The organism is Methyloprofundus sedimenti, assembly GCF_002072955.1.
GTDB lineage: Bacteria > Pseudomonadota > Gammaproteobacteria > Methylococcales > Methylomonadaceae > Methyloprofundus > Methyloprofundus sedimenti.
Window position 1 is genome coordinate 472,652 of sequence record NZ_LPUF01000003.1, and the last position, 26,570, is coordinate 499,221.

General features: G+C 40.7%; 25 protein-coding genes. 5 read left to right on the forward strand and 20 right to left on the reverse strand.

The features are described from left to right. Positions 1-18: 18 nt before the first annotated feature. The gene (gene fae / locus AU255_RS17025) at positions 19-567 is read left to right on the forward strand and encodes a formaldehyde-activating enzyme (RefSeq protein ID WP_080524084.1); all 549 of its coding nucleotides are present in this window, start codon (positions 19-21) and stop codon (positions 565-567) included. 140 nt (positions 568-707) lie between these two features. On the opposite strand, the gene AU255_RS17030 is transcribed toward fae, so the two are convergent. From AU255_RS17030 to AU255_RS17110, 17 genes are all read right to left on the reverse strand, one after another. Next, positions 708-2,411, reverse strand: a complete 1,704-nt coding sequence (locus AU255_RS17030) for a SulP family inorganic anion transporter (protein ID WP_080524085.1) — start codon at positions 2,409-2,411, stop codon at positions 708-710. A gap of 736 nt (positions 2,412-3,147) precedes the next feature. Then, positions 3,148-4,017, reverse strand: coding sequence for an HlyC/CorC family transporter (locus AU255_RS17035; protein WP_080524086.1), 870 nt, complete (start codon positions 4,015-4,017; stop codon positions 3,148-3,150). Beyond that, positions 4,010-4,477, reverse strand: coding sequence for an rRNA maturation RNase YbeY (gene ybeY / locus AU255_RS17040; RefSeq protein ID WP_143736015.1), 468 nt, complete (start codon positions 4,475-4,477; stop codon positions 4,010-4,012). Before ybeY ends, AU255_RS17035 begins: the two co-directional genes overlap by 8 nt. Before the next feature lie 5 nt (positions 4,478-4,482). Then, positions 4,483-5,457, reverse strand: coding sequence for a PhoH family protein (locus tag AU255_RS17045; RefSeq protein WP_080524088.1), 975 nt, complete (start codon positions 5,455-5,457; stop codon positions 4,483-4,485). A 3-nt stretch (positions 5,458-5,460) separates the two neighbouring features. Then, entirely contained in the window at positions 5,461-6,816 is a 1,356-nt protein-coding gene (gene miaB, locus AU255_RS17050; RefSeq protein ID WP_080524089.1) for a tRNA (N6-isopentenyl adenosine(37)-C2)-methylthiotransferase MiaB, read from the reverse strand. Positions 6,817-6,965: 149 nt separating this feature from the next. Continuing rightward, positions 6,966-7,571, reverse strand: coding sequence for a GTP cyclohydrolase II (gene ribA, locus AU255_RS17055; protein ID WP_080524090.1), 606 nt, complete (start codon positions 7,569-7,571; stop codon positions 6,966-6,968). Between the two features lie 38 nt (positions 7,572-7,609). Next, positions 7,610-8,422, reverse strand: a complete 813-nt coding sequence (locus AU255_RS17060) for a formylmethanofuran dehydrogenase subunit C (RefSeq protein WP_080524091.1) — start codon at positions 8,420-8,422, stop codon at positions 7,610-7,612. Then, positions 8,419-9,315, reverse strand: a complete 897-nt coding sequence (gene fhcD, locus AU255_RS17065; RefSeq protein ID WP_080524092.1) for a formylmethanofuran--tetrahydromethanopterin N-formyltransferase — start codon at positions 9,313-9,315, stop codon at positions 8,419-8,421. Before fhcD ends, AU255_RS17060 begins: the two co-directional genes overlap by 4 nt. A 35-nt stretch (positions 9,316-9,350) precedes the next feature. Next, the gene (locus AU255_RS17070; RefSeq protein WP_080524093.1) at positions 9,351-11,015 is read right to left on the reverse strand and encodes a formylmethanofuran dehydrogenase subunit A; all 1,665 of its coding nucleotides are present in this window, start codon (positions 11,013-11,015) and stop codon (positions 9,351-9,353) included. 12 nt (positions 11,016-11,027) lie between these two features. Continuing rightward, positions 11,028-12,287 (reverse strand): formylmethanofuran dehydrogenase subunit B, encoded by a 1,260-nt coding sequence (locus tag AU255_RS17075; protein ID WP_080524094.1) that lies wholly within the window; start codon positions 12,285-12,287, stop codon positions 11,028-11,030. Between the two features lie 11 nt (positions 12,288-12,298). Continuing rightward, positions 12,299-12,667 carry a 4a-hydroxytetrahydrobiopterin dehydratase gene (locus AU255_RS17080; protein ID WP_080524095.1) on the reverse strand — a complete coding sequence of 123 codons (369 nt, stop codon included), beginning with the start codon at positions 12,665-12,667 and terminating at the stop codon, positions 12,299-12,301. A gap of 87 nt (positions 12,668-12,754) precedes the next feature. Then, on the reverse strand, positions 12,755-13,489 hold the full coding sequence (locus tag AU255_RS17085; protein ID WP_080524096.1) for an HAD family hydrolase: 735 nt from the start codon (positions 13,487-13,489) through the stop codon (positions 12,755-12,757). 137 nt (positions 13,490-13,626) lie between these two features. Further along, the gene (locus AU255_RS17090) at positions 13,627-14,724 is read right to left on the reverse strand and encodes a DegT/DnrJ/EryC1/StrS family aminotransferase (protein ID WP_080524097.1); all 1,098 of its coding nucleotides are present in this window, start codon (positions 14,722-14,724) and stop codon (positions 13,627-13,629) included. A gap of 74 nt (positions 14,725-14,798) precedes the next feature. Continuing rightward, positions 14,799-15,731 (reverse strand): Gfo/Idh/MocA family protein, encoded by a 933-nt coding sequence (locus AU255_RS17095; protein WP_080524098.1) that lies wholly within the window; start codon positions 15,729-15,731, stop codon positions 14,799-14,801. A gap of 58 nt (positions 15,732-15,789) precedes the next feature. After that, positions 15,790-16,278 carry a protein disulfide oxidoreductase gene (locus AU255_RS17100; RefSeq protein WP_080524099.1) on the reverse strand — a complete coding sequence of 163 codons (489 nt, stop codon included), beginning with the start codon at positions 16,276-16,278 and terminating at the stop codon, positions 15,790-15,792. Further along, positions 16,275-17,003 carry a M48 family metallopeptidase gene (locus AU255_RS17105; RefSeq protein ID WP_080524100.1) on the reverse strand — a complete coding sequence of 243 codons (729 nt, stop codon included), beginning with the start codon at positions 17,001-17,003 and terminating at the stop codon, positions 16,275-16,277. Before AU255_RS17105 ends, AU255_RS17100 begins: the two co-directional genes overlap by 4 nt. Positions 17,004-17,114: 111 nt before the next feature. Further along, the gene (locus AU255_RS17110) at positions 17,115-17,711 is read right to left on the reverse strand and encodes a TetR/AcrR family transcriptional regulator (protein ID WP_080524101.1); all 597 of its coding nucleotides are present in this window, start codon (positions 17,709-17,711) and stop codon (positions 17,115-17,117) included. 137 nt (positions 17,712-17,848) lie between these two features. On the opposite strand from AU255_RS17110, the gene AU255_RS17115 reads away from it, so the two are divergent. The 4 genes from AU255_RS17115 to AU255_RS17130 all read left to right on the forward strand — a co-directional run bounded on the left by AU255_RS17115 (position 17,849) and on the right by AU255_RS17130 (position 20,758). Beyond that, the gene (locus AU255_RS17115; protein ID WP_080524102.1) at positions 17,849-18,358 is read left to right on the forward strand and encodes an NUDIX hydrolase; all 510 of its coding nucleotides are present in this window, start codon (positions 17,849-17,851) and stop codon (positions 18,356-18,358) included. Beyond that, positions 18,351-19,112 (forward strand): Nif3-like dinuclear metal center hexameric protein, encoded by a 762-nt coding sequence (locus AU255_RS17120; protein WP_080524103.1) that lies wholly within the window; start codon positions 18,351-18,353, stop codon positions 19,110-19,112. Before AU255_RS17115 ends, AU255_RS17120 begins: the two co-directional genes overlap by 8 nt. Before the next feature lie 323 nt (positions 19,113-19,435). After that, positions 19,436-20,152: a class I SAM-dependent methyltransferase gene (locus tag AU255_RS17125; protein ID WP_080524104.1), complete on the forward strand. Its 717-nt coding sequence runs from the start codon at positions 19,436-19,438 to the stop codon at positions 20,150-20,152. 333 nt (positions 20,153-20,485) lie between these two features. Beyond that, on the forward strand, positions 20,486-20,758 hold the full coding sequence (locus AU255_RS17130) for a hypothetical protein (protein ID WP_080524105.1): 273 nt from the start codon (positions 20,486-20,488) through the stop codon (positions 20,756-20,758). 287 nt (positions 20,759-21,045) lie between these two features. On the opposite strand, the gene AU255_RS17135 is transcribed toward AU255_RS17130, so the two are convergent. From AU255_RS17135 to AU255_RS17145, 3 genes are all read right to left on the reverse strand, one after another. After that, positions 21,046-21,798 (reverse strand): hypothetical protein, encoded by a 753-nt coding sequence (locus tag AU255_RS17135; protein WP_233144721.1) that lies wholly within the window; start codon positions 21,796-21,798, stop codon positions 21,046-21,048. Positions 21,799-22,134: 336 nt separating this feature from the next. Further along, the gene (locus AU255_RS17140) at positions 22,135-24,060 is read right to left on the reverse strand and encodes an ATP-dependent DNA helicase (RefSeq protein WP_080524107.1); all 1,926 of its coding nucleotides are present in this window, start codon (positions 24,058-24,060) and stop codon (positions 22,135-22,137) included. Continuing rightward, a complete protein-coding gene (locus AU255_RS17145; RefSeq protein ID WP_080524108.1) occupies positions 24,060-26,504 on the reverse strand; it encodes a cation:proton antiporter in 2,445 nt (814 codons plus the stop codon). The genes AU255_RS17140 and AU255_RS17145 overlap by 1 nt, the downstream gene beginning before the upstream one ends. Between the last annotated feature and the right edge of the window lie 66 nt (positions 26,505-26,570).

Here is a 26,570-nt window from a genome sequence, read left to right on the forward strand (position 1 = left end):
AAGTTTTTGGAGAGAAATATGAGCGATAGAATCGTATTACGTACCGGCGAAGCATTAGTTGCAGGCGGCCCACCAGGTACAGCAGCAGAACCTGAAATTGTTATCGGTGAATTAGATGGACCAGTCGGTACAGCATTAGCAACATTAACTGGCGACCAGGCAAAAGGTCACTCTAAAGTATTCGCTATTTTAAACACGGATATTCAGGTACGTCCTGTTACGCTAATGGTCAGTAAAGTAACTGTTAATAACAGCCGTTACACCAATATTCTAATGGGTACTGTACAGGCTGCGATTGCTAATGGAGTTTTAGATGCCGTTCGTGCAGGCGATATACCTAAAGAAAAAGCGAATGACCTGGGTATTATTTGTTCAGTGTGGTTAAACCCTAGTGTTGCGACTGATGACAATCTGGATCATCAAATTCTTTTTGATATTCATCGTAAAGCTACAGCTCTTGCCATTAAAAAAGCAATGAACAACGAGCCGAGCATCGATTGGTTATTAGACAATCAGGACAAAATCACCCATAAATATTTCCAGATGGGTTTAGATGGTAAAATTTAATTTTCCGCTTTATTTTTAGGCGCGAGGATTAAATACAAAAGCCCCCATTCAAGCAGTGAGAGGGGGCTTTTTTGTCTGGGCATGTTCTTCCTTCCTAAAATCTCTTGCCTGAAAACTGGCTCATTTGTTTCCAGTGATAATTAACTCAATATATGCGTCCAGGCGTAATCTTTTTTTTCCTGTACATCTTTAAACACTTCGCCTGACTTTAAGTCTTCTACGCAGCTATTAAAATCTTTATACAAGTGCTGTTCGGCAATCATACCTGGAACAATACCAATCCGTTTCAACATATCCCTAGGCTGTTCTTGTATACCTGTCATTAGCACCAGAACATTTTTTTCCAGTAAAGCCATTACCGCATCTTCAATGGCATACATACCAGACTGATCTATATAAGGTACATTTCTCATACGCATAATAACCACATCCACTTCGGGAAAAGCGCGGCTTATTTCCTGGAACCTGGAGGCAAAACCAAAGAAAATAGGACCATCAAAATGCTTGATATAAACTTTTTTCAGCATTTCATCATTTAACTCAGTTTCATCCATCCAGGCTGCTTCACGAGCCAACTCCTCAGCTGAATTATTAGCAGATTGTTCTTCAACAATATCACTCATTTTTTTCATAAACAGCACTGAGGCCAATACCATTCCGACTGCAACAGCCTGCAATAAGTCAACAAACACAGTCATAATCAACACTATCAGCATCACCGCAGCATCTGATTTAGGTACATGCAGTATATGCTTCAAGCCTTTGTAATCAATAATACCTATGCCTACCGTAATTAAAATGCCAGCTAAAACGGGCAATGGAATCAATCTAGCATAGGCTCCGGCTCCGATGAGTACAAATAATAAGGCGAGACCGTGTATAACGCCTGATAGCCTGGTCTTTCCACCCGAGTTAATATTCACTACTGTTCGCATTGTTGCGCCAGCGCCAGGAATTCCACCAATAACTGCAGCTGCTATATTACCCAGACCTTGCCCAATCAGTTCTTTATTACTGTTATGCTGGGTTTTAGTCATATTGTCAGCAACAATAGAGGTTAATAAGGAATCAATGGTGCCTAATGCAGCTAAGGTCAGCCCGGGAATAAGAATCAACATTGGATCTCTAAAATCTATATGATCTAGACTATCCAGATGTAAAGCAGGTAAACCATCTGGAATATCACCAATAATGGCCACATCCAGTCCCATAAAAGTAGAAACAGCAGTCAAAACGAGTAAAGCAACCAGGGCACTTGGAATCAACCTGGTCACCAGAGGAAAAAGAAAAATCGTAGCAATAGTCGCCAATGCCAGTACAATCGCCTCTATATTCGCAAAGGGCAAGACGCTGGGTAATTCAGCAAAAATATCTAATATCTTTTTCGGGGAAGACTGTCCTAGAAAAGGAAAAATCTGTAAAACGATGATAATAACACCGATACCACTCATAAATCCTGAAACGACGGGGTATGGCATATAACGGATATACTGCCCTACTTTTAAAACACCGAGTAGAATTTGTAATAACCCTGCCAACAGAAAAATAGCAATGATCGTGCCTAATGCGGCATCCAGACTGCCATGCAATTCAATTTCAGTAGCAATAACTACAGCCGAAACTACGGTCATGGGTCCAGTGGGTCCACTGATTTGAGTATTGGTACCACCAAACCAGGCGGCGAAGACCCCCAGCGCAATGGCTCCGTACATACCCGCTATTGCCCCCATACCCGACTGTACGCCAAAGGCCAGAGCGAGTGGTAGAGCGACAACTCCGGCGGTTAATCCACCGAAAAAATCACCCCGTAAATTAGAAGTATCAATTAGTTTGTTTTTATTCATTAAAAATCTCGTCACATTCAACAGACCTGAATTAGTATAATAAGAGCGCTAGCTCAGAAAGTAACTGGTCGCAATACACGGTGTTGAATTGAATCAAAACTCTGGTGTCACACAACAGATATTCAGGGGCTACAAATGTAGTTATTAACGCCTAAGCCCTGATGAAAGACATTATGTGACCTTTGCACGAAGTATTCAGCATAATTTGATTAAATAAAAGTATATCAAAACTTCCAATAAGAAACAGATGATAGTCTGGAAAAACCTATCTCAAATTAGCTTCATATGCATTAATACCACATCATCAAGCTTTAGAAGAATGAGATGACATCACTTAACTTATTGGCAGGAAATTAATAGAAAATTAATTGGAAAAATTCTTAGCAAAAAACGGGCTGGACAAGTAAGGCCGCCGTTGATGATGGTTAAAATTTTGTTATTGTAAAATTGCTAGAGCTAAAGAGATCGAAAGCTAGAGAAATAATAGGCACGTGACATAATGTGCAAACAACTTAACAGCCTGAGTTTATGTAAAGGTGTTCCCAATCCTGGGCTTTCCTGATTTACTTACTTGTGCAAAAGTTTCTTTGTATATAACGTTGACTTAACCAATATCACCAGGTTAAGGACGTAATGAATAAAATCGACCATCGCCTACGGAAAATCCTAATCGACCAAACACCTGATATTGTATTTTTGCACACTTTAAGTGCGAAAAGCCGCTTGAGTACTAGAATTAAACTTTAGAATTGAGTTGATTTTTCTTTTTACCTTTTATTTTCAATTTTAGCAAATGCACACGCCTGCCATCAGCTCTTAGCACCTCAAAGCGAAATCTATCTTGTTCCACTTTTTCACCTTTTTTAGGCATGTGTTCTAAACGTCCTACAATAAAACCACCGATAGTATCAAATTCTTCAGTATCAAAATCAGTTGAGAAGTAAGCATTAAAATCCGCTAGCGGTGTGAGTGCTTGTACAATATATTCGCTATCAGTACGTTTTGTAATGTATTCTTCATCGGCATAGTCATGTTCATCTTCAATCTCACCGACAATTTGCTCTAACACATCTTCAATGGTGACTACACCGGCTACTGCACCATATTCATCTACTACAATCGCCATATGACTACGTTTAGAACGAAACTCTTGTAACAGAATATTTAATCTTTTACTTTCCGGCACAACTGTTGCTGTGCGCATCAATTCTTCAACTTTGATATCTTTTCTATCTAAAGCATGCGCTAGCAAATCTTTGGCTAATAAAATTCCGACGACTTCACTTTTATCCTCGCTAATAACTGGAAACCGGGAATGTCCGTATTCGATAACGACAGGATAAACATCTTCTAATGACGCATCTTTTTTTAACACGATCATTTTCTTGCGCGGCACCATAACATCTCGTGCTCTTTGCTCTGAGACTTGCAATACCCCTTCTAACATCTTCAAAGCATATTTATCTAAAAGATGCTTTTCTTCAGCTTCTCTTAAAATTTCCAGCAAGTCCTCTCTATCCTGAGGTTCTCCTCCAATGATTTGCCCAATGCGTCCCATCCAGCTTTTTTGCGAAGATTTATTACTCTCCGCGACCTCGTCAGCCATTTATTTCTTTCTCCTGATAAGGATTATCAATATTTAATTGGTGTAACAAGTCAACTTCCTTTGCTTCCATCTCAAGAGCTTCTGCTTCATTACCATGATCAAAACCAATAAGATGTAAAATACCATGGATAATTATATGAGCCCAGTGATCTTTTAAAGTTTTATTTTGCATTATTGCTTCCTGCTGCAAAACTTCAGCACAAACAACTAAGTCACCTAACAGGTTAATTCCTTCAATACCTTCTGGCACTTCAAACGGGAAGCTTAAAATATTTGTAGGTCCTTGTTTATGTCGATATTGTTCATTCAGGTCTGTTATCTCGTGTGTATCAACTATACGGATAAGAATTTCAGTATCTTGCTGATAATCGACAAGTGCTTTTTCTACCCAAAACTGCAACTCTTCATCACTGGGCAAAAGGGATGAATCAATAATTCGTTGTACTTCTAAATCACGAATCACCATCACCCTTGCTCGCGTTCATAACTTTCATAGGCCAATACAATACGTTGCACCAAAGGGTGTCGCACTACATCTTTAGCACTAAAAAATGTGAAGCTAATGCCATCGACATCCTTGAGTACCTTTAAAACATGCTTAAGGCCTGACATTTTATCGTTGGGTAAATCAATCTGGGTAATATCCCCAGTAATAACAGTTGTCGAACCAAACCCGACACGGGTTAAAAACATTTTGATCTGCTCATTAGTGGTATTTTGAGCTTCATCTAAAATGATAAACGAATCATTTAAAGTACGTCCGCGCATGAATGCCAAAGGCGCCACCTCGATAACTTTGCGCTCAATAAGTTTCTCTGCCCGTTCAAAACCTAACATTTCATAGAGGGCATCATACAGCGGCCTTAAATAGGGATCGACTTTTTGTGCCATATCTCCAGGCAAAAAACCCAATTTCTCGCCTGCCTCAACGGCAGGCCTAACCAGCACTATACGTCGTACTTGTTCTGATTGTAATGCTTCTACAGCACAAGCCACAGCTAAATAAGTTTTTCCTGTTCCCGCTGGTCCAACCCCAAAATTAATATCATAAGACATTATTTTTTTCAGATAGTCCCGCTGATTTGCACCACGCCCTTTTAAAACACCGCGCTTGGTTTTGATCATCACTTCTGACGGCCCATCTTCCTGAGGGGGTTCCTGTACTATATCTTCAATACTTGCCTGCTGCATGGAGAGATGAATTTGTTCGGGAGTAATTTCTTCATTTGCAGCATCACTAAACAATATTTGCAATATCGCTTGAGTTGCTTTAGTCGCCTGTACGAGGCCGGTAATTTTAAATTGATTGCCACGATTGGCAATTTCTACATTCAAACGACGTTCTATTTGATGTAAATGTGCATTAAATTGTCCACACAGATTAGCTAAGCGTTTATTATCGACAGGCTCTAATGTTAATTCTAATGTTTCTCTACTCACTCATTATGCCTGCTGTACGATTTTATCTAGAGAAGATTCTACTAGTCTGCCACGTAATGAATTAGGTAAAGCTTCCGTAATCAGCACATCCACAAACTGTCCTGCCAAACGAGGGTGACCGATAAAATTTACTACTCGATTGTTTTCAGTCCGACCTGTGACCTGAAGTTGATTTTTCTTCGACACACCTTCAACCAATACTGACTGTACTGTATCAACCATTGATGCTGATATAGACATAGTCATTTCATCTAAACGCGTTTGCAATGATTTAAGCCGTTGCTTTTTTGTTTCTTCAGAGGTGTCATCTGGCAGATCCGCAGCAGGTGTACCTGGTCGGGAGCTATAAATAAAGCTATAAGAAAAATCGAAACCAACTTGTTCAATTAAATCCATGGTATCGGCAAAATCTGCATCCGTTTCACCAGGAAAACCAATAATAAAATCAGAAGATAGACTGATACCAGGACGTACTGCTTTAACTTTTTCCATGGTTGCTAAATAATCAGCACGCGTATGCCCTCGTTTCATCATCGATAAAATACTATCGCTACCACTCTGTACAGGCAAATGAAGATGGTTGACCAGTTCAGGAATTGAAGCAAAAGCATCCACTAATTCATCAGTAAATTCAATAGGGTGTGAGGTGGTAAAACGAATACGGTCAATACCGTCAATGGCAGCGACAAAGTGTAGTAATAAGGCAAAATCTGCAATATCGCCATCATCCATTACACCACGATAGGCATTAACGTTTTGCCCGAGTAAATTGACTTCACGCACACCCTGCTCAGCCAGAGTACTAATTTCATCTAGCACACTTTGCACTGGGCGGCTAATTTCCTCGCCACGTGTGTAGGGTACAACACAAAACGTACAATACTTGCTACAGCCTTCCATCACTGAAACAAATGCCTTAGGGCCCTCAGCTCGGGGCTCGGGCAAAGCATCAAATTTTTCAATTTCAGGAAAAGATATATCAACAACCCGCTTAACGCCACTGCGAGATTTATTTAATAATTCAGGTAATCGATGTAAGGTTTGCGGACCAAAAACGATATCTACATAAGGCGCTCTTTTTTGTATCGCTTCGCCCTCCTGGCTTGCCACACAACCACCGACCCCGATAATAACATCAGGACGCTTTTCTTTAATTTTTCGCCAACGACCCAATAAAGAAAAAACTTTCTCTTGTGCTTTTTCTCGAATTGAACATGTATTTAAAAGTAAAACATCGGCTTCCTCAGGCGTTTCTGTTAATTCCATTGCGTGAGAAGCTTTGAGTACGTCGGCCATCTTATCCGAATCGTACTCGTTCATTTGACAACCTGTCGTCAAAATAAATAATTTCTGCGTCATAGACTGCGTGGGTTCTAGCTTGTATTACTAACAACTGCCCTGTTATGTGGCAGTAAAAGGTATGCATTATACTCTTGCCGATGTATTTGGTGAAATATTTAGCGATAAATACAACACGCACTGTTATCTCACAACGACATCAAACTCATTTATTTTTTCGTTTTAGTCAAAAAATGATCCATTTTATGTGCTTTTGTTTGCAAATAAGCGTGATTATCACAATTTGATTCGATTTCAATTGCAATACGACCCTCAACTTTAACGCCAAGTGCCTGCAATTGTTCTATCTTATTCGGATTATTAGTAATCAGCTGAATTGAATCTATTTGCAAGTCTTCCAGCATCAATGCCGCTATTGTATATTCACGTTCATCAGGCCTGTGACCCAAATGAATATTAGCATCCACCGTATCCATTCCTTCATCTTGCAAATTATAGGCTTGTAACTTTTTGAGTAAACCAATACCCCTTCCTTCCTGACGAAGATAGATCAACACACCAAAGCCATGTTCACTGATTAATTGTAGAGCTTTATCCAGTTGATCTCCACAATCACAACGCCTGGAACCTAACACATCACCGGTAAAACACTCCGAATGAATACGCACAGGGACCTCCATTTTATGGGCGACGTCACCAAACACCAACGCAACATGTTCTTTATCATCGATGGTATTACTAAAATAATGCAATACAAACTCTCCATGCTCAGTTGGAATTCGAGTTTGTACTAGATTGTTAATTTCTGCTGTCAATACATTAAAACCTAAAAAAAAATCGATAAAAAACGGAATTAAAGCTTAACTAAAACTTCAGCACGGCCTTTTTCAGCCATATCACCACCAAAACGCTGTACTCTATCAAACGCCTGAGTCGGATCAGCAAACCTGGAGTCTAATTTAGCGAAGGACTTAAACATGATAGGTAAAAATGCCAGCGTATGCGAACCACAATCATTGAAGGTCGCAGATAGTGTTGGATGTTGCCATAGTAATAGCGTACCACGCTGCATTGCATAACCTAAAAACCGCCCGGTAGACCCCATGACGGCAATGGTTCCAGCAATCATACGTGAAGCACAATAATCACCTGCATTGCCTTCAATCAACATCGTGCCACGGCGCATATGATCACCGGCTCGTTGCCCTACATTACCTTTAACAATAACCGTGCCCCCTTTCATACCCTGCTTATTACCAGGTAAAGCCGCGCCTAAGAAATCACCGGCATTGCCATTTATGGTTAATAAGCCATTTTTCATTTCACACGCTGCATATAAACCAGCATCACCATTAACAGTGACAGCACCTGATTTCATTCCTATTGCCAAATAAGCACCCGCGTCACCCTCGACAGTCATATTACCATCCTGCAATTCTTTGGCGATAAAATCTAATTTGGCAAAGCTGTTTTTAATGATAATATTTTGGGTATCTGAACCCGTAATTTCAAATAACGCATCGGCACGAATTTTACGTTTACCATTTTGCAGTTCAATACCAGCAATTTCAGCTACGCTTTTATTTGTTAATAACTGGCACACCAGAGGTGACATATCTACACGTTGTGCGGTTTCTTGTTTAACCGTAAAAGTTAAAGCACTCATGCCATAATCTCCTGTAAATGAAAATGGAACGGCCCTAATTTACCACCGTAATTTCCTGCACTAATACGTTTAATACCATTTTTTGCACCTAAATCACAGACCGCTTGAATCCCCACACGCATCGCATTATCAATATCTTCTTTAGTTAAGCCATCAATAACGATTTCCATTACCGATTCAATTTCCGGAGAAAGATCCGTTGCAGTGATACCTTTTAATGTAGGGCAGAAAGCATCATTAGTTGATGCGCCTAAAGCAGGATATTTCGAACCTACTTTAGAACCTGAGCGCACTACACCTCCAGGAAACGGCATAATGACATTAGGCATTTTCTTCATCTCGATAATCGCTGCTTCACACGCGGCAAGCGCTTGATGCTGGGATTCAGCTAAAACTAAAAAGTTACCTCCTCCAACTGCATTCACTCGTCCTGTGGTTGCCTCAGTTAAAAATTCACCATCCATGACAGGCACGCGCCAATACCGTTTGCCATCAATTTTTTTTGAGGTCTGAAAGCCATCGCCGAAATAACGTAGATTTTTACCCAGTGGAATTTGCTCACCTTCATCAATTCCAGCAAATAATGCTGATGTTGGAGACGTTAAGACACACTGCCCTGCACGCGTTTCTAATTGCTTGGCTAAACCTTTTCCACCCATAGCAAAAATCAATATCGACACACCGGGACGCCCATCTGGTGTTTCTGAAGGATTTAGAATACGCTCAATACCCGCCTCACACCCACAAGCAATCACTGAGGTGGCAAATCCCGTCATCGCTTGCGCTGAAATCATCGCCCACTTTTCATTTTGCGCAGTAATAATTGCGCGTGTCGCTTTCATTGGAAACGCTTCAGCGAAGGTTGCATCAATGCTTACACCATTAATAATCATAATCTTGAACTCACTTTATAGTATTAATGCAGTCATCATGAAATAGAATTTAACGTATGTGTCGTCAAACTGCCTCGCCCATCTTCCGTAATTTCATCATCACTGATTTTGAAGTTACCGACCTTCATCGTCATAAAGCGATCAAAATATTTTTGTAAATCTTGCTCGACAGAAATATCCCAGTCAGGACGAACAATATGCGTAGTGCCCCATTTGGTATGTACGACTTTACCGTCAACGACCACTAATTCACCATCCTTGAATACATAGTCCGGTTTTTCAAACATCTTTTCGCGATCAATATTATCAGTGTAAACAGTAATATCAGCCCAAGCGCCCTCGCCTAAACTACCACGGTCATCTAAACCGATTAGTTTAGCCGCACCAGCTCGAGTCAGAATAGCGATTTCTTGCAAACTGTATTCACGATCAATAGAAGCTAAAGTAGTCATTTTTTGCGCTTCAGGATGAATGGTTGCTAACATATCATTACGGAAACTTTTATCCATCAACAAACGAATCAAATGCGGATACGTGGTAAACGGTGCGCCATTTGGATGATCAGTGGTTAAAAATACGCGCCACGGATCATCAACTAACAAGAAAATTTCTAAGCCAATCGCCCATTGCAGTGCATTGACAAAGTTTTGGTCGCGATATTTAAATGGCACCACACCACAACCAGCATCACACTCAATGTCCATACACACCCATTTATTCGGGCTGGCAAAACCATGATTCGCATGTTGACGCATACTATCACCTGAGGCGGTAATCGTCTGACCAAATAAAATCTGACCAACATCCGCAGTGATATTTTTATTTTTATTTATCGATTCTGCAATCGCCGCGCCGCCTGAAGAAAATTTAAAATCACCTTCAGTGCCGTAACTATGAAATTGAATATGCGTTAAATGCATGGGTAAACCACCAATACCTTGAATAGTATCTAAGGTAGTTTTCATATTACCCGGTACACCTAGATTACAGCCATGTACATGTAAAGGGTGTTTAACGCCAAGTTCTTTAACTGCGGTAGCTAAAACCTTCAAAATATCACGCGGGCTGACGCCGTAATGCGCATTTTGCTCATCTAATTCTAATTTACGCTGGTTAAATTTAAACGCGTTAATACCACCGGGGTTCACCACTTTTACGCCTATGGCTTTAGCCGCATTCATCGTCCATGCCACATAATCGTTAATGGCTTTTTGATCTTTTTTAGCAGTGAGCATGCGCAGCAAATAATCATCACTGCCCATCAGAACATAACCGCCTTTATCTAAAATAGGAATATCACCCATTTCCATATGCGCTTGACGGGCATTAACAGGTAATACAGCCGGCTCAAAACCGGCGGTATATCCCATTTCTGCATAACGGTAACCGGTTGCGAAAGTGCTGGGCATCGCATGACCACAGCCTGAACGCGTAATATCAGAACGATAAACCGGATCTTTACGGTGATCTTCAGGAATTAACATACGCGCAATATTTCCCTTACCGCCACCGATATGCGTATGCATATCAATCGCGCCAGACATCACCACTTTACCTTTCAGATCATATTCTTTATCAATCTTTATATCCGCTGCCGGTTGCTTTACAAAGCGACCATCCTGAACATAGAGCGTCTGCACCTGACCATCAATACCACTGGCAGGATCATAAACAGTTCCGCCTGTTAATTTTATCAACATGATTATTCTTTCCTACAAAGCGTGTTCAATTGCATTCAAAACATCTGCCGTACTAGGCAAGCCTGAATCACGTAATTTTTTAAGACGAATGGCGACCACATTATCTAAACGATACGCATGTCCGGCATGATCTATACCCGGTGTACCCACGGGAATAAAAATAGCGGGTTCTTTAGCGAAAGTCATGCCTGAACGCCCCACAACAATTATTGGTAACTCTGTTGCGGGTGGTAAAGAAGTGCTATTAAAGGCCTGTACCCACACCAAAACATCGGCTTCACCATTGGCTAACATCGCATTACTATCATATAGAAAAGGGTCATACTCGGGAAAACCACTGGAAAATCGCGCTCTAGCAGGATAAGCCGAGGTCCAGCCACACACTTGGTTAGCCGTTTGATCGCCTTCTTTACCGCCCAATGGAAAACCAGAACAACGCGTATTCATGGTATTAATATCTTTCACCATTTCCGAGAGCATTTGTACGGTCAATTCCGCTTGATCATAGTCTAAAGCTCCTGCCGCCCAAGTCACGACACCGTATTTAGCGGCTTTTAACTGCTCTGCCACTTGCTGTAAATCACTTACAGCAATACCACACACCGACTCAGCTACAATCTTTTTACTTTTCACTAAAGCACGTAAAACCGCCATCACTTCAGGTAAATCTGCATCAGCACATTGTAGCACTTTTGCTTTAATACCTGCGGGAGAGGTCGAAGCATTGCCCGAGGGTGCTCGACCTAAATACACAACATTGCGCTGGCTGGTATCAGCCAAAAACATGGATTCTTTATTCCATAAATAACGTTCAAAAAATCGTGGGGCAAAACCTTCTAAATCAACACCAACAATCAACAATAAATCACAACGGTTTTTTATTTCCGCTAAAGTGGTATTCATCCAGCCGGTATCTTGCAAAGCCAGAAAATTACGTCGCGCTGCGGTAAAATTCAAATTATCGACCACAGCCCCAGCCTTATCAGCCACCGCCATAACGCCACGCATGCCATTGACATCGGTTGCACAACCACCGATAACAGGCTGATTACTCCCGCGCAATAATTCAGCTGCTTTCGCAACAGCGATATCCAGACTAACTTTCTTACCGTCCACGCGCGCACTGGTATCGGTAATCGTTTGTTCAAACGCAGGTGTGTTCACTGTACAACCATTGGCACTAACTTTTACAGCCAATCCGTCGATTTGAACCGTCAGATCATCCGTTCCAATACCACAAAAAGGACTGGGTACTTCAGTTATTTCAATCACTCGCTGTTCCTCTATGTATCTTTTTTAATATATTTAAAGCGTGGATCATCAGGCGTACCTTCAAAAATACCCTGTGATGTTTCTGCGGCATCCCACATGACTACTTCTTCAATTTTTTTCGCTAAAGCAAAATCTTTTTCGGTAATGCCTTTTGCTGAATGCGTAACAAGTTTAACAATCACAAATGCATACGACACGGTTAAATCGGGGTGATGCCAAGCTTTTTCGGCTAAATGACCCACCGTATTAACCACCATTAAGCTCGCTTTCCAGCCGCTGGTCTTAATTTTGCGCCGAATCCAGCCTTTTTCATAAACCCAGTGCGGCAATTCTTCAGTTAACCTGTTTGTTACTTCTGTATCAGTATAAGCTTCGCTCATCACCTTATCTCCTTAGCCATATCGTTTACCGGTCATTATGCCATAAATCATATAGCGCGAACCGGAGGACGCTTCAATAAATTATCTTTAAGCTAAAAACTCAGGCAACGAAATAACTTGAAAGCCTGATTCTTTGGCTTGATTGCGGTCTTGCTCAGTATTATAGCCCCAGTCCACTAACTGCAATTCAACAGAAGATAAAGATTTGTTATCCGCAATAGTCAGTAAAGTAGGCAAACGATCTTCAATAAAACATAGCTTTGCATCAGCATGTTTAAGCACGAGCTCTTGCAAAACTTCAGTTTTACTCATCTTTCTATCCAAACCATAAATATCATCAGGCATAGAAACTTGATTAGCCGCTAAAATTTGTTTGACAAAACGCTCTTGTTTGGTCGTGACGATATACCAGGGTTGCCCCTGCAATTGCTGTAATTTATCGGAAATACCCTCAAACAAAGGATTCATAATAATCCATTCATCTCTTGCATGTTCTATCCACTGATCGCGTGTTTGGCCAAACAAGGTTTTTAATAAAGCGACATCCTCCCCTAAATGGTCAATAAATTGGCCCATATTTGCTTTAATATTGGCAACAGACTCACCTTGTTGTAACAGGCGCATTAAAACAATGGCTTCATAGCCTGTTTCCAATTGTGGACGTAAACTACGAAATTGTTCTATATGTGCTTCAGTCGGAATAGTGCCCACCATATCAGGCCACATATGGGTGGCTGCTTTCCAGCCGGTAATTGCTGTCTCTACGGCACTATCACAGATAACACCATCAAAATCTAATGCGTAAATTAGGGATTTGTTCATATAACACTTAAGGTAGGTCGTTTTAAATCCTCGATTGCCAGGCAATAAAGTTGAAACCGACAAGATATGGATTTTACCGATAATAATTAGCTTAAATATCGCGCTTTCTTAATATACTAACTCTGGCTACAAAATATTTATTCGGCATACACACTGCGAATGACAGCAACAATCTCTTTAACTGTTGCATCACTCAATTCAGAACAAATCGGTAAAGACAGACAACGTGCTGCAATCGCTTCAGTTACTGGCAAGCTAACGCCAGTACAATCTTCTTTAAAGACATTTTGCTGGTGCAATGGCACAGGATAATATACCGCACAGCCTATTTGTTTTGCTTGTAAAGCCGCTAGAATCTCATCACGTCGATCTGCCAGTAAAGTATATTGATGATAAACATGTACGCCCGCGCCATCCTCATACGGAGTTTCTAATGGTAAATCAGCCATTAACTCCGAATACAAATGCGCCGCATGACGACGGCTGTCATTATAACGATCGATATGCTTTAACTTGGCACGTAACACAACCGCTTGCATATCATCAAGACGGCTATTAAAACCAATCACATCATGATAATAACGCACATCAGATCCATGATTACGTAATTGTTTAACTTTAGCAGCGGTTGCATCAGAGTTAGTCGTCACTAAACCACCATCACCAAAAGCACCTAAATTTTTGCTTGGGAAAAAGCTAAATCCTGCAGAATCACCAATACTACCAGTTTGTTTACCCGCTACAGATGCGCCAAAAGACTGCGCGCAATCCTCTACTAATTTGAGCTTATGCTTATCGCATACCGCTTTAATCGCAGTCATATCGACAGGTTGACCAAACAAATGTACCGGCATAACCGCTGTAGTTTTATCCGTGATAGCGGCTTCAATTGCTTCTGCAGTGATATTGAATGTTTTAGGATCAACATCAACAAAAACCGGCTTTGCGCCAACATAACAAATGGCTTCAGCGGTAGCGATAAAAGTAAAAGCACTGGTAATAACTTCATCACCCTCACCAATCCCTTCAGCCAGTAAAGCCAAATGCAAAGCATCGGTACCAGAAGCTACACCAATGGCATGTTTAACACCTAAATACTCAGCCGCTTCTTTTTCAAAGCCTTGTACATTTGGGCCTAAAATAAAAGAACAATTTTCTATTGTTTTTGCCAGGCCCTGCTCAACTTCCTCTTTTATTTCCGCATACTGCGCTTTCAGGTTTACCATTGGGATCATATTTATCACCTTTCACTATTAAATGTTTTGTAACTGCATAACAAACGGACTCAAATCCGTCCTAAGGCCTTGTTCTATTGAAGCAACTTAGTAATCTCAATGGCTGTTGCCAACGCACGCCGGCCTGCTTCACCAGAAACATCAGGCGTCGTTCCCGTTTGAATACAGTTAACAAAATGCTTGATTTCCTCTAACAAAGCATCCCCATTTTCAAAAACAGATTTTTCAGTTTCAATTTCAGGTATACCAGGAAACATTTCTTTGTCACCGGCAAAATGCTTGGTTAAAACACGATTTTGAAAATCAATAGAAATATATGAATTTGGACGAAACATACGCATTTTACGTTCCATCTTCATACTTATACGACTGGCCGTGACATTAGCCACACAACCATTTTTAAACGTTAAACGCGCATTGGCAATATCTGTTCCTTTTGTCAATACTGCCGTACCGCTGGCTTCGATATGATCTACTTCTGAATCAACAATGGCTAGAATAATATCTATATCATGAATCATTAAATCCAGAACGACACTAACATCATTAGCACGAGGATTAAAAGGTGATAAGCGATGAGATTCTATAAACAAAGGTTTATCTTCCAAGACACCTAAACCCATCACTGCGGCGTTAAAACGTTCTAAATGTCCTACCTGTAAAACAAGATTTTTCTGCTTAGCAATCGCAATAAGTTCATCTGCTTCTTCAACTGTAACAGTCACTGGTTTTTCTACTAAAACATGTGCCCCAGCGTTTAAAAAATCTTTAGAAACCTGATGGTGCAAAGTTGTTGGCACGACGATACTGACTGCATCGACTTTACCTAATAGAGACTGGTAATCTGTTAAGGCTTCAGCGCCATGTTTTTCGGCAACATCTTTAGCCGCCTGCTGATTAATATCAACGACAGCGACTAATTCACAATCAGGCAGTGAAGCGTATTTCTCGGCATGAAACTTACCCAGATAACCGGTTCCAATAACTGCACATTTAAGTTTACTCATTAGTTTTTTCTCTTAAAAAATTTTTTGTATTGTATATTATTTACGGCTTACACCAAAATCAGCCGACCCAATAACCAGATGTCAACCACCACAACCTGACTCTTAAACCTATTTCAGTTACATACCCCAGCGTAATGAAACTTACTTCTCCATCAGCCCCCAGGATAAAAACAGCAGGCACTGCGCTCACTCCGAAACTTTCTGCTAAAGCACCGTCATTATCATTAATAACTTGCCAATTCAGCTTATGTTTTTGCATATAGCTTAAAACATTGGCATTATTGCCGGAGCGCAAAGCGACTGTTATCCCCGGATAATCATGCAAAACCTCACTGATGGTGCCTTGAATAGCAGCACAAATGCCACACCAACTTCCCCAGAAATAAATAATAGCCGGTTTATTGGCCAACAGCTTAGCGCTATTTTCGCCGCTTAGGGTTTTCATCGGCAAATCAGGCGTAGCACCTGAGCGCATATCACGCTGCATAAAGGTTTGTAACAATCCGACAAACATAATCAATAACAATAAATCCCTTATTATTTTCATAAGCCGAGCATTAAACTCGCCCCGTACTTTTTAAGCCATCGTCGCTGTTGCTCATATCCCGGGCAATGTCTGGCAACAAGAGCCCAAAATGCAGCAGAATGATTACGTTGTTGTATATGACATAACTCATGCACCACCACGTATTCAAATACCTCGGCAGGTGCTAGAATCAATAACCAGTTCAAATTAATATCATTATGAATACCACAACTGCCCCAGCGACTTTTCTGGGTTTTAATGCTAATAGAACGCGGGCTGAGCTGATATAAGGGAGCAAACTGATCAATCGTTTTTTGCGCCTGCTTTGCAGCGGCCTGTCCCATCCAGTGAATAATTGCCAGACGAATTTGTTCATTCAGTGCCGTTCCACTGTACATTTTTTTAAATTTCTCAGGTACATAAACAATAAAAGACTGAAAAAAATCGATTCTAATCTGCGTGTGCTGGCCAAATTCAATCTGCAATAAATAGCTTTCTCCCAAATAGGGAATCTTCGCACCCTGCTGATAACTTTCGGGGGCAAAACTTACGCTGCTATCAACATGTCGCTGCACTTTATTTTTTGCCGATTCAATCCACGCCTGCTTAGCGTGCATGAACTGCTGAATTTGTTTCTCGGGCATACGCAACGGCGCTACAACCTCTACTTTATCAGCTGTTACCACGATCCTGGCACGCCTGGCACGCTGACTTCGACGAATCTGGTAATTTTCCTGTTTGCTCATTTTGTACGCATACTTGATATTCTTTATAGAAAAAACTTGTTTCAGTTCAGCTTGTATATATTTACTAGTACATTTACGAGTGTTATTTGTTGAGCAGAAATAAAAGTCACTTTATTTAGCCTGATTGCCCCAGCCGCCCAAGAAACAATCAACTAGCAATATAATTTCTGCCTTTGCTACTGTGATGTTTTCCGACGTTTGATTTTGCATTAATAATTGCATAGCGATCCCTTGTACACTTTTAATTAAAACCTGTGCAGCCATTTGCACCTGATCATCGGTATGCCTGAGATCAAGCTGCCTAATCAAGTCATACATTAACTCAAAAGTTCGCTGATTTTCTTGCAAATACCCTTCAGGAACAGGCTCTCCCAGCGGCAACTGATGCTCAAACAGCATGCGCCACAAACCTTCATTAGCGACAGCAAAATCAAGATAAGCAAGCGCGATACCTTGCACGGTTCCAGTTGTCTTTAATCGCGCTTGTAAGTACTGATCCAGTTTCTGCCATGTCCGGACTTTAATATGCATGATCAAATCATTCATATTAGCAAAAACCATATAAATACTACCGACGGTATAACCGATGTCGGCGGCAATTTTACGCACTTTCAGCGCAGTGTATCCATACTCCTGGACAATATCTTCCGCAGCTTCCAGCACCATTTGCTTTATTTCTACCTGACTATGTTCACTACGTCTTGCCATAATATTACCGCATTAGCTGATGAATGTTTTAGAATACCTCAATACTAAAAAAGGCTAAAGCCTTTATCCTGTAAAAATCAGTTTAATAAAATAACAGTCTGACTGATTCCTGCAGGTTTATGCTTATACGGAGACATATGAACCATGAACTGATTGCTGTTGTTGATGAAAATGACCAATTTATCGAAAACCAGCCCCGTAAGAAAGTCCATCAACTTGGCTTGCGTCATAGAGCTGTGCATATTCTCGTATTCAATGATAAACAGCAGCTTTTTTTACAAAAACGCTCACTAAGTAAAGATATCAATGCCGGGCTATGGGATACTTCAGCAGCGGGGCATGTCGATGCAGGAGAAACATACGCTGCCTGTGCTCACCGGGAAACTATTGAAGAGCTGGGGGTTTGTGTAGACTCAACACTCACGTTTCTGTTCAAATTACCTGCAATACCCGAAACAGGCATGGAATTTGTACAGGTCTATCGTAGTACACACAACGGCCCTTTTACATTAGAAGCGGAAGAAATTGATGGTGGTCAATGGTTTAATATAAAAGATATTTCCCGGCGCGTTGCCGATAACGACCAGACTCTTACTGACACGTTTAAAACCTTATGGTTAAAATTCGAGGCACAAAACCATGCATAGGGACGAATTAAATCGCTATTTTAACGACCTGCTCAACCCGTCAAGCTTTGAAGACTATTGTCCTAATGGCTTGCAAATTGAGGGATCAGAAAGCATCCAGAAAGTAGCGTTTGCTGTTTCTGCTACGCGTGACTCAATCACCCAGGCAGCAAATCTTGGGGCCGACACGCTGGTTGTACATCATGGCTTATTCTGGCATTTCCACGGCACTCGTACGCTGACCGGATCTTTTGCCAAACGCATTTTCCCTTTGGTAAAACACAATATCAATTTATTTGCCTACCATCTCCCATTGGATGCACATCCTGAAGTCGGTAATGCAGCTCTCCTGGGTCAACTGATAGGCTGTCATCAACAAGGCCCGTTTGGGGATTATAAAGGTAATCCGACCGGGATTGAAGGTCTGCTTGAACAACCACTCTCTGCCAAAGAACTTGCCTTGAAATTACATTCTGTACTAAATCATGATGTCATTATAGCCAGTCCAGATGAAAATCAGCTGATTGAATCAATCGGAATTATTACTGGCGGAGCGAACAGTCACTGGGCTCTGGCACAAAAAGCAGGACTGGATGCATATATTACCGGCGAGATATCCGAACATGACTGGCATGAAAGTCAGGAAAACGGTATCCATATGTTTGCCGGAGGGCATTATGCAACAGAAATTTTTGGCGTACTAGCGCTTATGCAAAAAATACAAATGCACTTTCATTTAGAATGCGTATTTATTGATAGTGATAATCCCGCATAATACTTCGGAGAGCACTGCTTACAACACTTAATACGTCATGGTTCGCCCAGGGCTTTAACGCAAAAGGTATAGTCAACGGTGTATTGTGGGGCAAGAACAATTGACAAATAATGCTTTCCAATTTGGCAGAATCAGGACGAGTCCCTGCGTGATGTTTTTAATTTAAGATAGTCGTCAGCGTACAGCCATAAGCAGCAGATAATTAATTTTAATTTTTAATCCATACTAACTCTTTTGGTTTGGTTTATTATTCAGTGTTTGTGTTGAATCTGATGCTAGTGCAATGGCAAAATCAAGAATAGGACAAGAGTCAGGAGTCAGTATTGAAAATTGAAGATAAATCTCAGCAAACATTATTTACTCAGCAGTGGAATATTTATCAAAAAGTAATCCGCAATAATTATATGTACCATGCTGAAATTGTAGATATTGTCAGTTGCGAAATCGGAAAATTTACCAGCCTGTCTATACTCGATCTAGGTTGTGGGGATGCTTATATATTCAGCCAGAGTATCAAAAATGTAAATAATAGACATAAACAAATTGATTACCGTGGTATCGATTTATCACCTGCGGCATTGGAAATTGGCAAAACTAATTTACAATCGCTCAGTGGAAATATACAGCTAATCAACAATGATTTACTCAGTGAATTGCAAACTAATCAACACCGCTATGACATTATTCTCTTAGGTTATAGCCTGCATCATCTGAATACAGAACAGAAACAACAATGTTTTAGCTTGATATCCCGGCATTTATCGAACCAGGGAGTATTTATTTTTTATGATCTAGAAATGACAGCAGATGAAAATCAACCTGCCTATATTAAAAGAGCATGTGATGTATTTACAGAACAATGGCATGATTTTGATGATGAGGCGATTAGCAGCATTTGCTCACATGTGATAGATAACGATTTACCAGAAAACGAGCATTTTTATAAAAAGTGTTTCCGCCAGACAGGACTTTCTGTTATTAAAAAAATGTTTCGCGATAGACAGCAGTTATTTTCTGTCTATGTAGTAAATAATCCCTAGTAGGCCATGGCTTTAGCCCGCGCCAGTTAGTACCCTATATTTGACAGGTTAAAACCAATCACACCTCAAAGTGTGTCGTTTGAATTAAGGAACTTTAGGATCAGTTCTAATATTCATACATTTTTCTGGAATCATAGACTTTACCCTGTGCGTTAACAATCTAGCCACGCCTTTGATAGCAGTATAGATATTGTATTGTTAGAACTGGGACCTCCCTGGCTTCGCTTGCTCCCATTCGTGTTAAAATAAAAGAATTGAAGTTTAAAAAACTACAATCCTATACTCTATATCCTCCAGCGATTGGCGACTACTCCAAATTTTAAGAGAAAAATCATGTTAATAAAACTAAAAGCAAAACTTCCATTAGCTAAATTAAAGCAATATCCCAGCATTAATGCCATTGTCATTCTGATAGCTATGATTATGCTATGGCGAGGAGTCTGGGGGCTGTTGGATATTTATTTATTTCCTGGAGTGCCTACATTTAGCTATTTATTCTCTATTTCTTTGGGAATATTAATACTTTATTTAGATGACTTTAATTTAAGTGATTTAAAAAAAATAACGACCTCTGCTAAAAACTCAAAATCACAAGACGAAGAGTAATTCGTATAGATCGTAATATCATTACGAATAAAAAAGTATCAGCCTAATCTTATCTCGCCAGATAATTAGTTTGATTTATAAAAATAACTTGTAAATTCCAGAGGGATGTTCAGGTCTTGCATTAACGCATCATTGCAAGACTTGAAGTCCCTATTTGCACTTTGTACGAATGAGCCGATACGGGTTGGTAGAAGCTATAACAGAGCTAAATCCAAAATGAAAAATAAATTCCATTTTGGAAACTACAAGAGGGCTAAGTAAATATAAACTTAATGTCATTACCCCCCCTAATCCGGCTGTACCTCCTGCCAGTTTTGATAATTCGTGTCATTATCGGCATTCGGGTCGTAAAAGACGTCATCACTTTGAATATACTCGCCATCAGTGTTCATCCACGTTTGATTTGCACCTGAGTCTATTTGATAGGATTCCCCATCATACGGATTAGTTACAGTTTCCTCCTCGTTGATGGCGTTGATGAACTGGCGTTGATTCTTATCACGTTGATTTGAAGCTTCACGCAAACCTTTCATATAGCTATCGAATCCAGCGGCTTTTTCCTTGCGATTAGCCTGATACGCATTCCAGTTTGATTGGTTTTGTTGACGACGATTTTGATATGCCTGGCGCCCTTCAGAAGTAGAAGCCTCCCATTGCCTTTGAGCCACCCATTGTTGCAGAGCAGGTGCAATCTGCTGATAGGCCCGATAATCTTGCTGGCTTGTGCGATAGCAATACTCCCAGTACTTTGCATCGTAATCCAGAGCATTCGTAGGGTTCCGTAACTGACCAGGATTCTTCGATAAACTTTCCAGATAATTGAAAAATTGCTGATGGTACTGAGCCTCGTGCTGAGACAATCGGTAACCTTCAGCATTGTTTGCCATTTGGTAAATACCCAGCATACTCTGGGTTGTGGCATTTTTCGTCCGAACCAGTTCAGCTGCATTTCTGAGCATTTGCAAGATTTCTTGATCACTTTGTGCTTGAACTTGTGATGTCAGAAAAAGTGACAGGACGAAAATAAGGGTTCGTTTCATATCCATGGCATCCTCGTTTTTATTAAAGTGGCTAGAGGGGTTTACCGAATGCCACATATCTCCTGATGTGCAGCAAAATATATATGAAACCGTAACACACTTTCATTTTTTAAGGAAGAACATAGATTACGAATCTATAGACAAATAAGCTAAAAAGAGAATCGTCAGCCTTGCCCAGTTTCAACAAAAACAGTGTTACGCCGCATCATGAACTCCTTTGCTTACATGCTCTGGTGTACCAGGCAGGCGCCACTAAAAACTAGCACACTCTGGAAAGGACTTGCAGCGTAATGCCCCTTTTTACTTCATTGCATTGCTAAACGTCTAAAGTTTGATTTACTCTTCTTGCTCAGCAAAAAACGCTTCAACATCCTTAATATCACGCGTCCTGCGCATAGCGGGTACACTGTTTAAAAACATATGCCCGTAAGACTTTTTGAGTAATCGAGGATCACATAGTAATAACACTCCGCGATCATTAACATCACGAATTAGCCGCCCTATTCCCTGACGCAAGGCGATGACAGCGGTGGGTAACTGATATTCAATAAACGGTTTTCGACCTTGCCTTTCCATGGCCTCCAGACGTGCCTTTAAAACCGGGTCACCCGGCGATGAAAAGGGTAATTTATCAATTATAACGGTTGATAATGCATCACCCCGTACATCAATACCTTCCCAGAAACTGGCGGTGCCGAGTAATACTGCATTACCTTTCTGCTTAAAATCATCCAGTAAAATAGCTTTCGGCTTGTCACCCTGAACTAATATAGGATACTTGATCTGTTTGTCTAATATTTTCGCAGCCGCCTGTAAGGCCCGATGACTGGTAAATAAGAAAAAGGTGCGCCCTTTGCTGGCATTAATAACAGGAATTGCGACTTTTACAATCTCTGCAACGAATTCAGGTGAATTCGGCTGAGGCAAGCCTTTGGGATGATAAAACAGGGATTGATTGGGGAAATCGAAGGGACTTTCCCAGCTATAACTTTTGGGATCGCTAATCCCCAGGCTTTTAGCGAAGTGATCAAATTTATGTGCGACACTTAAGGTTGCAGAAGTAAAGACCCATGATGCACTGTGCTGTGCCATAAAGGTTTTAAATTCTGCTGCAATATCTAATGGTGTTAGATTTAAGGTGAAAGATTTTTTATGCGTTTCATACCAGCGCACCCATTTGCCACTGCTATCCTGTAAGATATTTTTAAACTGCTGTTCTAGTTCTTCCGCGCGTTTAAAGCAACTTTCCAGCCCTTTGGTGCGCACTGAAGCGAGTTCCAGTTGATCAGCCAAACTATCCAGGTGTTGTTGTAAACGCTTTAATCCGTCCATAATTTTGGGGTTAGCTTCGATATCCTTCCAGTCACCCCGCGTCATATCCAGGCCAAAGGCCAGGCGCATATCTTTAATTTCATGCTCAAGGTTTTCGCAGGCCACGCGTAAATCAGGCATGTCTTTAGCATCCTGAAAATATTCCATTAATGCATCCTTTGCCAAATCGCTGAGTTGCTTTGAACCCAGGGACATGCCTAAAAAATTTGATGCGGTATCGGCTAATTGATGCGCTTCATCAATAATCACCACATCTGCATTGGGCAGCAATTCACCAAAACCTGTCTCTCTGATTGACCAGTCTGCACAGAGCAAATGATGATTGACGACTATTAAATGCGCATCCTGAGCTTTTTTACGCGCTTTCATTAAAAAGCATTCTGCATGTTCAGGGCATTCCTGACCTATGCAGTTCTCGCGGGTCGATGTTGCCTGCCCCCAGACAGGATTGGATTCCATTACATCGGGCATATCTGAAATATCACCTGTGCGCGTGCTCTTGGACCATTTTTTAATATTAGCCAGATCTGCTGCTTCTTCGCGACTAAAGCCCAGGTTTGAGTGTATAGCTAGCTCTAATCGGTAAGTACATAGATAGTTAGCGCGCCCTTTTAATAACGCGGCAGCAAATGGCACTGTCATCGCTGCGCGTATAAGCGGTACATCTTTGTTGAATAACTGATCTTGAAGATTCTTGGTTCCCGTCGAAACAATGACTTTTTTACCGGATAAAATTGCCGGCACCAGATAGGCAAAGGTTTTTCCTGTCCCTGTCCCAGCCTCAACAATAACGTGCTCTTTATTTTCAATACTTTGGGCGACAGCTTTTGCCATTTCCACTTGTGCCACACGCGGCAAATAGCCAGGAATCACTTTAGCTAATTTGCCGTCGGCGGCAAAAAACTCCTCAATTTGTTGTTGCTGATCCATTATTTTGTTAATAATCCCATTTTTTGTAAACGCCCGCCCAAGACTTCATTTTCTATAGAAAATTGCAATATATTCTTAGCTGATAAACGTAAACAGGTCACATAGGTTTTTGCTTCTACCGTTGCCGATCTGTTACTATTTTTTAATAAAGCCCGAATACCAATAAGTGCACCCTCACCTCGCTCTGCTACCAGTTGATTTTCACCTGCCTCATTTGCAATCCATACCTTGACCTGACCACTTAAAAGAATATACAGTGATTCGCCTACATCACCTTGATAAAAAACAGTATCTCCAGGTAAAAAATTAACATAGACAGCTTCCTGCCCCATTTTCATTAAAAAATCGACAGGGAGATTTTCAAAAAGGGGAACTCGATTAAGCCATGCATGTCGATTAGCAAGGGGCGATGACATTTTAAAAAACGACACTTGCTCCAGTGAATCGGTCAATTTTTGGCTGATAAGCTGCAATACTTTAGCACTAATCATCCCCTGATCATGACTTTTCTGCAGCAATTGCAATGAATAACGCAAAGCCACTTTTTGAAATACATAGGCTTCATAGCGCTGAAAAAACAAGGGGTAATTTTCGCTAAAATAATGCAGGCGATTTTGTCGGCGTTTTAAACGTATTTGATACCCTTGCTGAATAGGCTTAATTAATTCGGCATCAAGTCCGTCTTTAATCATCTGCTTGATTGCTTTCAAACCCTTATGCGCCATTAATACGCCAGCAATATCATGTAGGATTTTATTTGCAAAACGGCGTCTCTGATAGTGCGTTAATAAACCTTGAGTCCACTCTTTTTCGCTCAGAGAATGGATAATAAAGCGTTCAAAATCGAGTAATAGACTAGGCTGCAGCCAGCCATTACCCTTGGCATTCAAATAATCGATACTGTGTTGCCCGTCGATACGTAAAATATCCTTAAAAGTGACCAAGGTATAATAATTAACCAATCCTATTTCATACAGATATTCAATCTCTTCTGTCTCAGCCTGCAATGCCTTTAAGTGCGCATGTCTCAGCAACTGCTGATCAGACAAGGTAATCTGAGCAATATCCAGAGTACGGTGCAACTTGGACTCAACCGTTGATTCCATCGTGCTATCCAGTAAATGCAAGCTTGTAAATTGATGCAGAACCTTATCAACAGACTGAGTCGCTTGCTGCATAGTCTGTTTAAGTTCGGCTTGCTCGCTCTGGTTTAATAAATCCATTTTCAAAAAATGCATTAACCAGTGAATCGTAGGCGCATTAACCAGCAAGGAAACTAGCACCACACCCAATGTTAAACTTATTAATAAAGGCTTCTCTGGCATGGCTTCAGGAATAGACATAACTATTGCAATCGCTAAACCTCCTTTTAGCCCCCCCCACCACATGATATGTCGCTCAGACCAACTGATTTGTGCTAACGAAAAGCTTCTTGTAGTCAAGGGAATTAAAACATAAACACTCACTGCACGCGCGATATAGACCGCGATAACTACCCACAAAATAGCATGCCAAAAATCAGCCAATTGAACTATATCAACTGATAAACCAATCATAATAAACAGCAATGAATTACAGATTAAAACTATAAATTTCCAGGTGTCATGAATGCTATCAATGGTTTGTTTTGACAGGCGACTTAAGGCTGCAATGTTTAAAGTAATCGCCGCCGCTAAAACGGACATAACTCCTGAAACATGCAGTTCATGCTCGGCAAAAATGAAACTAAAATAGGCCAGTACCAGTGATAAAACCACTGGAATACTTTGATTGCCATGAAATAAGCGCACCAACAGTTCACTGACGATGATGCCGGTACATATTCCGACAACAATACCACCCAAAAAAACCTTAAAAAACTCCCCCGCTGCCTGCAAGCCATTTGCAAACGAAAAGTTATCCTCTACCAGTAGCATCATTAATATATTGAATAACACAATTGCTGTGGCATCATTCATTAATGACTCGCCTTCCACCAAAACATTTAAGCGCTTTGAAACACCTAACTCTTTAAATAGAGAAATAACAGCCACGGGATCTGTGGCAGAAATCAAACTGGCGAACAGTAAAGCCACAACTAGCGGTAAGCTCAAAGACCACCACACTCCAAAACCTACAAGTGCCACAGACACCAACATACCGACAATGGCCATCATTAATATCGGGACTATATTTTTCATTAAGGCACGCGCATCTAATGACAATGCAGATTCGAAAACCAACGCGGGCAGAAAAATATACAATACTAATTCCGAGGTCAAATGAAACTGGCTGAAATGATGTAAATTCAAAATCTGCACATCATTCGCAAAATAGTTCACCGCCATGCCTAATATCACTAATAAAACGGTATAAGGGATGGGTAAATGGCGGCAGAGACTATCAGCCATCATTGATATCACCAGTAATCCTGACATAATCAATATAATATCTGGTAAAGTCATCAATTAGTATCCCATCGATCTGTCATAATAATGTCATCTAAATAATTCTGTTCAAAAGGAAAATTA

Bases quoted from the DNA above. Each gene is read 5' to 3' on its own strand.
- fae (WP_080524084.1), top strand. From the start codon at position 19: ATGAGCGATAGAATCGTATTACGTACCGGCGAAGCATTAGTTGCAGGC.
- AU255_RS17030 (WP_080524085.1), bottom strand. From the start codon at position 2,411: ATGAATAAAAACAAACTAATTGATACTTCTAATTTACGGGGTGATTTT.
- AU255_RS17035 (WP_080524086.1), bottom strand. From the start codon at position 4,017: ATGGCTGACGAGGTCGCGGAGAGTAATAAATCTTCGCAAAAAAGCTGG.
- miaB (WP_080524089.1), bottom strand. From the start codon at position 6,816: ATGACGCAGAAATTATTTATTTTGACGACAGGTTGTCAAATGAACGAG.
- AU255_RS17060 (WP_080524091.1), bottom strand. From the start codon at position 8,422: ATGAGTGCTTTAACTTTTACGGTTAAACAAGAAACCGCACAACGTGTA.
- fhcD (WP_080524092.1), bottom strand. From the start codon at position 9,315: ATGATTATTAATGGTGTAAGCATTGATGCAACCTTCGCTGAAGCGTTT.
- AU255_RS17070 (WP_080524093.1), bottom strand. From the start codon at position 11,015: ATGTTGATAAAATTAACAGGCGGAACTGTTTATGATCCTGCCAGTGGT.
- AU255_RS17080 (WP_080524095.1), bottom strand. From the start codon at position 12,667: ATGAGCGAAGCTTATACTGATACAGAAGTAACAAACAGGTTAACTGAA.
- AU255_RS17085 (WP_080524096.1), bottom strand. From the start codon at position 13,489: ATGAACAAATCCCTAATTTACGCATTAGATTTTGATGGTGTTATCTGT.
- AU255_RS17090 (WP_080524097.1), bottom strand. From the start codon at position 14,724: ATGATCCCAATGGTAAACCTGAAAGCGCAGTATGCGGAAATAAAAGAG.
- AU255_RS17095 (WP_080524098.1), bottom strand. From the start codon at position 15,731: ATGAGTAAACTTAAATGTGCAGTTATTGGAACCGGTTATCTGGGTAAG.
- AU255_RS17100 (WP_080524099.1), bottom strand. From the start codon at position 16,278: ATGAAAATAATAAGGGATTTATTGTTATTGATTATGTTTGTCGGATTG.
- AU255_RS17105 (WP_080524100.1), bottom strand. From the start codon at position 17,003: ATGAGCAAACAGGAAAATTACCAGATTCGTCGAAGTCAGCGTGCCAGG.
- AU255_RS17110 (WP_080524101.1), bottom strand. From the start codon at position 17,711: ATGGCAAGACGTAGTGAACATAGTCAGGTAGAAATAAAGCAAATGGTG.
- AU255_RS17115 (WP_080524102.1), top strand. From the start codon at position 17,849: ATGAACCATGAACTGATTGCTGTTGTTGATGAAAATGACCAATTTATC.
- AU255_RS17120 (WP_080524103.1), top strand. From the start codon at position 18,351: ATGCATAGGGACGAATTAAATCGCTATTTTAACGACCTGCTCAACCCG.
- AU255_RS17130 (WP_080524105.1), top strand. From the start codon at position 20,486: ATGTTAATAAAACTAAAAGCAAAACTTCCATTAGCTAAATTAAAGCAA.
- AU255_RS17135 (WP_233144721.1), bottom strand. From the start codon at position 21,798: ATGAAACGAACCCTTATTTTCGTCCTGTCACTTTTTCTGACATCACAA.
- AU255_RS17140 (WP_080524107.1), bottom strand. From the start codon at position 24,060: ATGGATCAGCAACAACAAATTGAGGAGTTTTTTGCCGCCGACGGCAAA.
- AU255_RS17145 (WP_080524108.1), bottom strand. From the start codon at position 26,504: ATGACTTTACCAGATATTATATTGATTATGTCAGGATTACTGGTGATA.